A 12,216-nucleotide genomic window follows, 5' to 3' on the forward strand; every position below is an offset into this window, starting at 1 on the left:
CACGCGGATTCAATCTAGTCCCGCGCCACCGACGTCCACCGGGTTTCCCCGAGGTGCCCGAGGACCGCCCGGCGGACGGGTCATGACGCGCAGGGTCGCCGGGCGTGCGTTCCCCTGGCCCGAGGGCCCGGCACCCGCCCGGGTTCGGACGGGTGCCGGGCCCCGACGGTGGAGCGTCGGTGGCGATCGACTCACCGACCTCCACCGGCCCGGGTCACCGCAGGTCAGCCGAGCGGCGGGGCGGTCCAGGAGGACCGGATCAGCTCCCGCTCGGCGGCGGCGAGGTGGGCGGTCGCGGCGAGCCAGGCCCACGCGTACCGGTCCGGGTCGGGATCGGTACGCCGGCCGAACGCGTCCCGGCCGCGCCGGTCGGACTCGTCGGCCAGGGCGGTGGTGAGCGCGGCGGCGGTGGTGAAGCCGGCGCGGCGCAGCGGGCCGGCCAGGCCGGCGCCGTCGCCGCGGGCCGCCTCGGCGACGGCGCGGCGACCGCCCGAGACGGCCAACTCCACCAGCCGGCGGACCCGCCACAGCGGGGACTCGGCAACCGCGTCGGCACCGACGGCCAGGACGGGTCCGGTCGTCTCCGCCGGGTCGCGCGGCGGCAGGTGGCCGCCCTGGAGCTCGTCGTAGCCGAGGTCCGCCCGGCCGTGCCAGTCCGCCGGCAGCCGCAACGTGGCGGCGGCACCGGGCACCGGGCCGACCGCGAGCGGTCGCAGCGTGCTGGCCCGGTCCGGGTCCAGCCGGCCGACCACCCGGACCCGCAGGCCGGGTCGGGAGGCGAGCCGCCGCAGGTTGGCCACGTGGGCCAGCATCGGGTGGGCGTCGACCGGCACCAACCGGATCAGCGGCCCGTCCGGCACCGGCGCACGCTCGCCTCCTTCGTCGGTGGCGGGAGCCAGCTCGCGGGCCAGCACCTGGTCACCGACGGCGCCCACCACCATCAGGTCACCGCCGAACAGCGCGGTCCCCGCCCGGGCCGGGTCCTCCGGGTCGTCGGTGGCGAGTTGCGCGGTCACCACCTCGGCCAGCGGGCGGCTGAAGAGTCGCGCCAGCGGCCCGGTGGACCAGTCGGTCCCGGTGAGCGGGGTGGCCCGGACCCCCTTACCGGCGCCGAGCCGGCCGTCCGGGGAGACGGTGGTGCCGGTGATCCGCAGGCCGCCACGGGCCAGCACCACGTGGTTGACCGCGACCGCGCCCATCTCGGTGACCGCCCGGGCGCAGTCGCGGGCCCGGTCCGGACCGCCCGGTTTCACGTCGCCGAAGGAAAGCTGACGCCCGTCGGCGGCGACCAGGTGGGTGACCACCCCGGCGTACCCGGTCGCGCTGATCACCGGTTCCCGGCAGACGCCGTACACCTCCAGGGTGCCGTCCGGCTGGTAGGCCCGCCGCAGGACGCCGACCAGCGCCGGGTCGGCATCGCCGGCGGCCAGCCGGCCGGCGACGTACAGCAGGTCGTGCAGCACCTCGACCAGCTCGGCCAACCGGTGGCCGCTCTGCCGCCCCCGGTGTGCGCGCAGCCCACGTACCGTGCGCAGCGCGGCGCTCTCGGCCCGCGGCAGGCCGGCCAGCCGGGCGCCGTGGGCGGCCCGCAGCAGTTCGGCCTGGGGCACCGCCCCGGCTGCCGGCACGCCGGCCGCGAGCACCGCGGCGGCCGCCCGCCACAGCGCGCCGGCCGCGGCCCGCTGCGCCTTCGTCGGTGCCGCGCCAGCCGACTTCCTGGTACGCGCGGTGCGGCCGGACGTCGCGTCGGCGCTGACCGGCGTCGAGGACACCGCGGCGGTGGACGCCGGATCGGGGTGGGCGGCCGGGTCGGCGACCGGGCAGGCGAGCAGGACGGCGGTGCGGTGCAGGCAGCGGGGCGCCAGCAGGCAGCTGCACCGCGCCTGGTGCGGGTCGGTGACCGCGCCCGTCGCTCCGGGCGTCAGGGTGACCAGCGACTCCGGGCCGCAGTCGACCGAGACGCCGCCGTCGACCGGGCCGACCGGTACGCCGGCCAGCCGTTCGACGGCGGCGTCCAGCCGCCTGTGCAGCCGGGGTGGCAGGGCTGCCACCGCCGCGGCGGCGACCGCCGGCAGCACCGGCGGCAACCGGTCGGTGTCCACGGCGGTGGCTGTGCGGTCCGTCAACGTGATCCTCCGCGGATGCGGTCGCCCACCCAGCGGGCGAGTTCGAGCGGGCTGAGAGCGGCGACCGGCATCCCGGCCGCGACGAGCTGCTCGGCGACCGGCACCGAGTAGCAGGGCACTCCCCTGTCGTTCAGCGCGGCGCAGCCGAGCAGGTGCACGCCGGAACCGACCAGCGTGCGGACCTCACCGAACAGCCCGGCGAGCGGATAACCCTCCTCGAAGTCGCTGACCACCGCGACGATGGTGCGGCTCGGCACGGTCACCAGCGAGCGGGCGGCGGCCAGCCCGGCGGCGATGTGCGTACCGCCACCGACGCGCACCTCCAGCAGCAGCGACAGCGGGTCGTCGACCCGGTCGGTCAGGTCGACCACCTCGGTGGAGAAGGCGAGGAAGTGGGTGGACAGGGTGGGCACCCCGGCCAGTACGGCGGCGGTCAACGCCGACCACACCACTGACGCCTCCATCGAGCCGGACACGTCGACCACCAGCACCAGCCGCCAGTCGGCCTCCTTGCGGGTGCGGCTGTTGAAGACCGGGCGTTGCGGCACCACCACCGTCCGGCCGTCGCCGAGCCGCTGGGTGTGCGCCAGGTTCGCCCGCAGCGTACGGGCCAGGTTGATCCGGCCACCGGGACGGCTGGTCGGACGCGGGTTGGTCAGCCCGGTCAGCGCCGGACGCACCTGGGTGGCCAGCTGCCTGGTCAGCTCCTCGACCAGCCGCCGCACCAGTGGCCGCAGCTTGGCCAACTGCCCCTCGGGCAGGCCACCGGCCAGCGACAGCACCGAGGTCAGCAGTTCCATCGAGGGGCGCACGGCGGCCGGGTCGAGTTCGGCGAGCACATCGGTACGGCCACTCTCGGCCGCCCGGGCGATGACCTCCTCGCGGACGGCGGTGCCGAACAGCGCCTCGAGTTCGTCGGCCCACTCGCGGGCGGTCGGGAAGGAGGCCTCCTGGCCACCGCCGGCCGCCTGACCGAGATCGGTGGCGCCCTCGCCCTGGCCCGCCCCGTACAGCTCGTCCAGGGCACGGGCGTAGCGGCGGGCGTCGGCCGGCAACCGGTCGGGCTGGCGGCCGAGCAGCAGCCGCCACCGGTCACTGGCGGTGAGCCGGGCGTCCGGGGTGTCCACCCCGGGCGTGGCGCCGGCATCGGCGTCGACCTCGGTGGGGCCGGTCGGCGTGCCCGGGACGGGGAGGTGGCGGGCGAGCAGGGCGGCCCGACCGGCCGCGTCGGCGGCGGCCCAGCGGGCCAGCAGCTCCGGCGGGGCGGACAGGCTCAGATCGAGCCGGTCACCCAGCCGTTCGGTGACGGTGTGCAGCAGCCGGTCCCGGGCCGCCGGGGTGAGCACGTCGAACCCGCCGCGCAGTGCGGGCAGCCGGTCCAGGAAGTCGGCGTCGGGGAGCCGCTCGATCCGTTCCAGCAGCGGGTCCAGCGCGACCGGGGCGGACTGCAACAGCGGGTGCGCCCCGGTGAGCAGGCCGCCGAGCAGCCGGCGCAGGTGCCGTCGAGTGTCCGGTCCGGTCGCCGCGTCGATCCAGCCGGCCACCCGGGTCCCCAGGGTCTCCAGGTCCGTCAGGTCGAGCAGCACCCGCGCGGCCAGGGCGGCGCCCTGGATCAGCGGCGAACCGGCGCGGGCCAGGTGGTCGAGGGCCTCGTCCAGGCGCAGCCCGATGCGATCCTCGCCGGCCCGCACCGCGAGGTCGACCAACGCGGCGGCGTCGGCCGGGGTGTCGCTGCCGGCCAGGCCGGGCAGCCCGCGCACCGCCGCGTCCAGCAGCACGACGGCCAGCTCGGCCGCCTGGGCCCGGCCGTCGGCGGTGGTGCCGGGCAGGTGCTCGCGGCGTAGCGCCTCCAGCAGGTCCAGTGCGGCCAGCAGCTCGGGCAGCGTGCCGGTGCCCGGCAGCACCGTGGCGGCCAGGTCGAGCCGGTCGGTGACCAGCTCCGGCAGGTCGCACCGGGCGACGTCGCGCAGCCCGGTGAGCAGCTGCGCGGCGGTGGGGCCACCGTCGGCGGCCTCCCGGCGGAACCGCTCCCGAAGGGTGCCGGCCGCGGCCAGCGCGGCGGTCACCCCGCGTACGCCGACCAGGTCCAGCCGGGCCGCCACGGACGGCGTCCAGGCCAGCTGCCAGCGGGTGGTCAGGGCGGCGCCGTCGCCGGTGCCGGAGACCGCGATGGGCTCGCCGTAGCCGACGCCGCAAACCTGGAGGCGTTGCAGCAGGATCTCCCGCCGCCCGTCCAGCTCGGTGCGCAGCGGGTCGAGCCGCACCTCGCGGGCCTTGGGACTGCCCGGGTCGGGCAGCCGCAGCGTGGCGAGTTCCGCCTCGACCGCCGGGCCGAGCCCGGAGCGCGGCGTGCCGGGGGCGATGCGGCCCCGTTCGGCGCCGACCAGCACGTTCTCCAGGGCCTTGGCCAGCGCTCGGCCGCGGCCGAGCAGTTCACCCTGGCCGAGCACGGTGGTCACCGCCTCCAGCACCTCGCCCCGGCCGGGGGCGGGCAGGTTCCGCAGCCGGGCCAGGTCGTCGGCGAGCCGTACCGTCTCGGTGGCCTCGCCGGTGCCGGCGGTGTGACCGGCCGCGCGGAGTTCCCGGCACACGTCGGTGACCGCCCGGGCAGCGGCGGCCCGGATCCGTTCCGGGTCGCCGGCGGCGGTGAGGACGGACTGCTGCCAGCGCGGGTCGCGGATCCCGGCCGGGTAGCCGGACCGGGAGTCGAGCAGGTCGAACGCGTACGGCACCAGCGAGGTGACCGCCGTGCCGCCGCCGTCGGTGGCGGCCGGTCCGGGCGGGGTCGTCACGGACCGGACCGGATCGGCCGGGGCGGTGCCGGGACGGGTGGGCGCGACGTCGACGTCGGCGGTCGACGGGGTGGCGACCAGGGCCGGGGCGTGGAAGGCGCCGACGACGGCGGCGACCCGCCGGCCGTCGACGCCGGCCTCGGCCAGCACCCGGCGCATGTGCCGCTCGCGGGCCAGGTCCCGGGCCGGTACGCCGTCGCGGTCGGCGCTGTCGGTACGCATCGCCCAGCCGACGCCGAGCGCGGCCCGGCGGACCGCCTCGGGCGGGCAGCCCGGGGCACGCACCTCGACCACCCGGTCCCACAGGTCGTCGCCGTCGCGGCCGGTGCCGCTGGCGCTGAGCGCGGCGGCGTAGGACCGGCGCAGGCCGGGCACCGGCTCCCCCGCGTCCGGTGCGGGACCGCCACCGGCGGCCGGCTCGGCACCGGCAGTCGGGGCGGCACCGGCAGTCGGGTCGGGGTCCGTGGCGCCGGCGCTCCAGCCGGGGTCGGCCAGCGGCAGGTCGCAGCAGACCACCTCCACGCCGTGCCGCCGGGCCCAGCGGATCGCGGCCAGTTCCGGGGAGAAGTCGGCGAACGGGTAGAAGCCCATCGGCCCGTCCGCGCCGTGGCTGCCGACCAGGGCCAGCGGGGCCCGGGCAGCCGGATCGGACAGGTACGGCAGCCAGCGCTGGAAGTCGGCCGGCAGCTCGATGCAGACCACCTCGGCCCCGGCGGCGTCCAGCAGCGCCGGCACCACCGCCGCCAGCGCCGGGCTGTGGTGCCGCACCCCGATCAGGTACGGCCGCACCGAACCGGCGAGCGCGTCGACCACGGCGCGCGGATCGGCCGACGTCGCATCGGCCCTCACCGGGTCGGCGGCCGACGTCGCATCGGGCGTCGTGCTGGAGAGAGTCGTCACCGCAGGCTCTCCCGCAGGTCCCAGAGCCGGCGCCACATCGCCGAGCCGTCCTCGGCGCGGCGACGGACCGGGCCGTCCCAGTAGCCGAGCAGCCGGGCGTGGTCGTTCTGGTCGTCCTTGCGGACCACGCCGAGCAGGTGCCCGGGCACCAGGTCGAGCGCGTCCCCGCCGGGCAGGTACGCGGCGGCCAGGCCGAGCGACGCCGCCACCTGCACCGCCTCGGCGGTGGACATCACCGTGCCGGGCCGTTCCACGTCCCAGCCCTCGCCCGACCGGCCGGAACGCAGGTCGCGGAACACGGTGACCAGGGCGTCCAGCACCGCGTCGTCCACCGTGTACGCCGCGCCGGCGCGCTGCACGGCGGCGGTGGCCTGCTGGCGGACCAGGTCGGTCTCGACGTCCGCGTCCGAGATCGGGTGGATGGTCTCGAAGTTGAACCGGCGCTTGAGGGCCGAGGACATCTCCGACACGCCCCGGTCCCGCAGGTTGGCGGTGGCGATCACGGTGAACCCGGGCACGGCGCGGATCAGCCCGTCCTCGGTGCCGGACAGCTCCGGCACGTTCATCCGCCGGTCCGACAGGATGGACACCAGCGCGTCCTGCACCTCGGGCAGGCAGCGGGTGACCTCCTCGATCCGGACCACCCGGCCGGTACGCATCGCGGTCAGCACCGGCGAGTCGACCAGCGCCTGCGGGGTCGGGCCCTGGGCGAGCAGCAGGGCGTAGTTCCAGCCGTACCGGAAGGCGTCCTCGGTGGTGCCGGCGGTGCCCTGCACGGTCAGCGCGCTGGTGCCGCAGACGGCGGCGGCCAGCAGCTCGGACAGCATGGACTTGGCGGTGCCGGGCTCGCCGACCAGCAGCAGGACCCGCTCACCGGCCAGGGTGACCACGCACCGCTCGACCAGGCTCCGCTCGCCGACGAACTTCGCCGGGATGGTCATGCTGGCCGGCAGTCCGGTGCCGTCCGCGCCGGTGCGCCGCTCGGCGGGCAGCTTCAACGTCTCGCCGTCGCTGCCCTGGATGAAGGTGACCACGGCGCGCGGGGTCAGCGCCCAGCCCGGCGGCCGGGCCCCGTCGTCGTACGCGGCCAGGAAGGCCAGCTCGTCGGCGTACCGCTGCTCGGCCGAGAGGACCTGGGCGGCGTTCTCCGGCGCCTCGGAGGGGCGGACGTCTTCCGTCACGGTCACGGGTGTTCCTCGATCTCTCTCTTGGGGTGTTTCGGGACAGGGGTGGGTGGGGCGACGGCGCCGCGACGGCCGGGGAAGGTCGTCGCGGGCGCCACCACCCGCCGGGCAGGGGTCAGCGGCCGGGCAGGTCGGCGAGGCGGGGCCGGTCGCCGTCGCGGAGGCGTCGCCAGGCCCGCCGGTAGAGTTCCGCGGCCGGTTCGAACGGCACGGTCACCCCGAGCGCGGCCGTGCCGTCGGGGGCGAGGTCGAACAGGGCCAACTTCCAGCCCTCGATCGGCACCTGCCCGGCGCCGCGCTCCAGCCACGGGCCGGGCAGGAACAGCGACCGGCCGGCCCGGGACCGGCTGGCCTCGACGACCAGGTCGGTGCCGGCCAACTCGGCGCGCGCCGCCTTCAGCCGCGCCGGCTTCCAGCCCGTCCACCTCGCCGTGTTGCGGTCCGTCGGGTCGGGCATGGCCAGCAGCATCAGGTACGCCGCCGCCGCGTCGGTGCCCAGGCCGTACGCCTCGGCGACCTCGGCGACCACGTCGGGCGCCGACCGGGTGGGATCCTGCGGCCACCAGGTCCCGTCCGCCGCCCGCGCGCCGTCGGCGGGCTCCCCCGCGTCGGCGAGCAGCGCCGCGAAGCGCGGGTCGCGCACCAGCCGCAGCGCCACCTCCACCGGGTACGGCTTGGCCACGTCCCTGCGCAGCGCCGGCAGGTACGGGTCCGTGCCGTCGGCGTCGAGCAGCTCCGGCCGCAGCGCGGGCAACGGTCGACTGTCGTGGGTGGACAGCACGATGGCGCCGTAGCGTTCCCAGCCCGGGCCCGTCTCCGACGGGGTGCCCGCCACCTGCCGGAACTCGGGCAGGTAGACGTACTGCTCCAGGTCGAGCATGAGGTCGGGGTTGGCCAGCCGGTCCCGGATCACGGCCAACGCGGCCGGCAGCGCCGCCCGGCACGGGTCGCCGGCCGGCGTGTGGTGCGCGACCCAGGCCGCCAGGGCGACCGTGGAGCGCAGCACGTGACCGGTGAAGCCCGCCGCGCCTGCGTCGACCGGCCGGGCCCGGTTACCCCTGACCTCGAAGGCCAGGTCGGTGCTCAGCTCGGCCGAGCGGGCCGGGTCGAGCAGCGCCGGCAACGCCTTCGCCGGTTCCCAGCCGGTACGGACCACGCGGGTCGCCTCGGCGAGCAGCTGTTCGGGCACGACCACCCGGCGACCCAGGGCGGCGTTCCATACCGCCGCCGCGGCGGCCACGTCCGTTCCGTCGGTCCACAGCCGGGCCGGGTCGGCCGGCAGCAGCGCCGAGACCACGGCCCGCCGCAGCGTCGCCCTGGCCTCCCGCAGCACCCCGAAGGCCAGCTTGACCTCGCCGACCTGCCTGATCCCGAGCGCCTTGCGCAGCTCGGCCGGCATCGTGTTCGCCGAGTCCGTGTACGGCAGGCCGGCCAGCACCAGCTTCGCGGCGGTGGGGGTGACGCCGGTCAGCTCGGCGAACTGTTCGGCCGCCTCCGGCCGCCAGGGCAGCGGGCCGCGCGCGGCCCACTCGGCGAGGAACCCGGCCAGCCAGCCGGCCGGCCGTCCGTCACCGACGGGCTCCGAGGAGTGCACCGTGTACGGCTCGGGCACGGCGAACACACCGGCCGGGTCGTGGTGCAGGGCGTCGAAGAAGTAGCCGGTGGCCGTGCCGCTGGAGTTGAGGACGGCGACGAACGCCCCGTCGGGCAACGGCAGGATGCCGGGCCTGGGGTAGCGGCGCGAGCCGTCGGGGTTCTTCAGGTCGTCGTCGCGCAGGTGCAGCCTGCACCGGCGCCACCGCCCCGGCTCCGCCGCCGTGCTCAGGTCGAGCCCGTCCAGCTCTGCGAGCAGGGCCCGCAGCGTCTCCCGGTGCTCGTCGGGGGTGACCGCCGCGACGGCCCGGTAGGCGACGGCGGCGACGCCCCCGAGCAGGGACCACCAGTCCAGCGTGGACGGCAGCGACGGCCCGTCGAGGTGCAGCCGCACGGCGGAGCCGTTCCCGCCGGTGGCGGAGCCGTTCCCGCCGGTGGCGGAGCCGTTCCCGCCGGTGGCGGAGCCGTTCCCGCCGGTGGCGGAGCGCCGGATGGTGAACGCCTGGAACTGGGTGAAGACGCCGATCGCGGTGCCCGCCCCGTGGGCCGAGCCGCACAGGCCGTCCAGCGCCGCGCTGAGCTGCCGGTCGGTGGGTCCGGTCACGGTGGCCGTCGGCACCACCGCGACCGGGGCGGACAGCGACCTGGTGAGCCGCTCGGTCACCGCGTCCAGGTCGGTGCGTACCCGGGCGGCCAGCCGCAGCGCCCCGACCACCCCGGCCAGCAGGGCGTCGTGGCTGAGCGCCGGAACCGTCGAGCGGACCAGCTCCACCAGCGCGTCCGTGTCGTCCTCGACGGCGGTCGCGCCGGTGGTGGCGGGGCCGGAGCCGGCACCGACCATGGACGCGGGAACGGCGATGGGAAGGCCGGTGATGGCCTGGGTGGCCACGGTCAGCCCGGATCGCGCCGCCGCACGCGCCGCTTCTTCGGCCAGGATGGCGCGGCGCTCGTCGAGGGCGACCTTCAGCAGTGCGGCGGCGGTCTCCCGGTCCATCCGGCGCAGGGCGGCGGAGCCGTCCGGGTCGCGGGGCAGCAGGTTGCCGAGGAACTGCCGGGCCGGCAGCGGGACCGGGCCGGGGCGGTAGTCCCGGCTGGACGGCGGTCCGGCGGCGGCCGACACCATCCCGTCCGGGTCGACCAGGACGAGACCCTTGAGCACGGCCCGGGGCCGGTCGTCGCCGGGCAGCACCAGCGCCGCGATCGGCTCCTGGCCCGCGGCGACGGTGACGGTACGACCGGCCAGGTCCGTACCGCGTACCGAGCCGTCCGGCAGCGTGGCCACCCGCCAGCCGAGCAGCCCGTCCACGGGGACGGCGGCCGGGGTGGCCCGGTCGGACAGGGCCGGCCGCAGCCAGCTGGCCGGTTCCTGGAGGCGGCTCCCGTCGACCGGGAGGTCGGCCAGGAACCCGGGCAGGCCGCGCCGGCCGTGGGTGTTGGCGACCGGGTCGTACTCGCGCCAGCCGTGGGAGTCGTCGTCCTCGCCGTGCCGGTACACCCAGTGCGAGGTGCCGTCGGTGATGACCGGCAGCTCGGACGGGACGGCCGTGTCACCGGCGTGCAGCACGCCGTCGCCGGTGGTCCGACCGCCGCCGGCCAGCGGCAGGGTGATCTGCTTCCCGCGCGGCTGGCTGCCGTGGTGACGGCCCTGGATGAGCTGCGGTTCGCCGGGTGACGAGTGCCAGTAGCCGCGCAGGTCGTAGTCGAGCGCCTTGGAACGCCAGTAGACCAGCAGGTGGCCGTCGACGTAGTGGTAGCCGGGCTGACCCCACATGTCACCGGCCGGGAGGCGCAGGTCGTGGCGGAGCACGATGCCCTCGGCGCCGATCACGCGCACCGTGGTCGGCCCGCCCAGGATCGCGTACGGCCAGGCCTCCTGCCGGATCACCTCGACCTGCCGGTCGCCGCCGGTCACCTCCTGCCAGGCCAGCTCCCAGTCCGGCCAGCCCAGCTCGTCGAGGATCCCGCCGCGCAGGCTGCGGGCGACGCGCTCGGCGAGGTCGACGCCGAGGGCCTGCCCGAGGTCGCCGCCCCGGCCGGGCTCGCCGGGTCCGTCGAGCTCGTCGGAGACCAGGCGCAGCGCCTCGACCGGGAGCCGGCCCAGCCAGTCCACCGACGCCGGCAGGTACGGCAGCCCGGCGGCGAACCGGTCGCGGATCCGGGCCCGCAGCCAGTCGATCAGCATCGGCCGGACGCCCGGCGTCTCGACCATACGGCGCAGGGCGGGCTGCTGGTCGTCGAGCTGGTCGAGACCCCGGCGCAGGGCACCGGTGAACCGGTCGTCGCCCGCCACGGCGAGCAGGTCGCGTTCTCCCCCGCGCTTGACCCAGTTCGCCAGGTCCAGTGCCTCGCGCTCCTTCGGCGCGGCCACCGGCAGGTCGAGGGCGAGCAGCAGGTCGAGCAGTTCCAGGTCCCCGTCCGCGCCGAGGGTCTCGCCGCTGTCGGCCAGTTCGACGCGCAGCCGGTCGGCCATCCGCTCGACGAGCGGATACAGCTGCGGCAGCCGGCGGTGGTGGTGGCCGGAGTTGACCCGGCCCACGAAGCGGCGCAGCCAGCCGACGGAGCCGTCCTGCGGGCGGGCCGGGTCCGGTACGTCCGGGTCGGACAGCCCGGCGAGCGCACCGGTGTCGGTCAGCAGTGCCAGCCACGTGACCAGGTCGTCCCGGTCGGCGGGCATCAGGTCGAGCAGGCTGCCGCGGATCGCCGGGTCGCGCCCGGCCAGCGCCGTCACCGCCGGCAGGTGCGCCTTCCACCAGCCGGCCGGCGCCTCGACGGCCACCGGCAACCGGAGCAGCTCGGTCAGGTAGGCCGCCTCGCGCTCGGCGACGGCGCCCGCGCCGGCCTTACCGGCGGCCTTGGCGGCGGCCCGGACCAGCCGGTTCACCACGCCGGCCGACTGGGTGGACGGAACCACGCCGGCGGTCGCGGCCCGCAGCGCCAGCCGGCAGAACCGGTCCAGCGCCTCGCCTGCCGGCAACTGGGCGGACAGCTCCTTGGCGTAGCCCGCCAACGCGGTCGCGGACACGACCTTGGCCGAGGCGAACTCCACGTAGACCTCGTCCAGCCGGTTCAGGTCGACCGGCAGGCCGTGCTGCGCCTCCGCCTTGCGCGCCTTGTTGAACAGCTGCGTCGCGTACGCGTCCTGCCCGGCGGCCAGGAACACCCGCGCCGCCTGCTCGAAGAACGTCGGCAGGAAGTGCGGCAGCGTGCGGGCGAACCGGTCGGCGATGCCCTGGTGCGCGTCCAGGGCGGTTTTCGGACGCGACCGCACCTGCTTGGCCAGCTTCTGCAACTCCGGCACCACCGCCAGGGCGTGCCGGCCGTCCGCCGGGTGGTGCACCAGCACCCACTCCGGGAAGGCCAACGGGCGGCGGGGTCCGAGCCCGACGACGACCGGTTCGGCGCCCGGCGTCAGGCCGAGGAACTCGAGGGCGATGTCCTCGCCCTCGCCGAGGGCCGCGTCGACCAGGCGGACCACCGGTCGGTCGCCGAGGACCGGGTGCCGGTAGGTGCGGGCGGTGAGGGGCACCGCCCGGTCGCCGGCCCCGGCGGTGTCGACCGGCAGCACCGCGCCGGCGGTCAGCAGGCTCTCGACCGAGCCGTCGCCAGCGGTCGTCGTCATCC

General features: G+C 76.9%; 4 protein-coding genes. All 4 read right to left on the reverse strand.

From position 1 onward, the window contains the following. Positions 1–224 precede the first annotated feature (224 nt). The 4 genes from ACPXCB_RS23015 to ACPXCB_RS23030 all read right to left on the reverse strand — a co-directional run bounded on the left by ACPXCB_RS23015 (position 225) and on the right by ACPXCB_RS23030 (position 12,214). The gene (locus ACPXCB_RS23015) at positions 225–2,126 is read right to left on the reverse strand and encodes a hypothetical protein (protein WP_425877611.1); all 1,902 of its coding nucleotides are present in this window, start codon (positions 2,124–2,126) and stop codon (positions 225–227) included. Further along, a complete protein-coding gene (locus ACPXCB_RS23020) occupies positions 2,123–5,818 on the reverse strand; it encodes a vWA domain-containing protein (RefSeq protein ID WP_425877612.1) in 3,696 nt (1,231 codons plus the stop codon). Before ACPXCB_RS23020 ends, ACPXCB_RS23015 begins: the two co-directional genes overlap by 4 nt. Then, positions 5,815–7,005 (reverse strand): ATP-binding protein, encoded by a 1,191-nt coding sequence (locus tag ACPXCB_RS23025; RefSeq protein WP_425877613.1) that lies wholly within the window; start codon positions 7,003–7,005, stop codon positions 5,815–5,817. The genes ACPXCB_RS23020 and ACPXCB_RS23025 overlap by 4 nt, the downstream gene beginning before the upstream one ends. 112 nt (positions 7,006–7,117) lie before the next feature. Further along, entirely contained in the window at positions 7,118–12,214 is a 5,097-nt protein-coding gene (locus ACPXCB_RS23030) for a hypothetical protein (protein ID WP_425877614.1), read from the reverse strand. Between the last annotated feature and the right edge of the window lie 2 nt (positions 12,215–12,216).

The sequence above is a fragment of the Micromonospora sp. DT62 genome, from assembly GCF_049847285.1.
GTDB lineage: Bacteria > Actinomycetota > Actinomycetes > Mycobacteriales > Micromonosporaceae > Micromonospora > Micromonospora reichwaldensis.

What these genes read in the sequence shown, in the direction of transcription:
- ACPXCB_RS23030 (WP_425877614.1), bottom strand. Translation starts at nt 12,214, where the DNA reads ATGACGACGACCGCTGGCGACGGCTCGGTCGAGAGCCTGCTGACCGCC.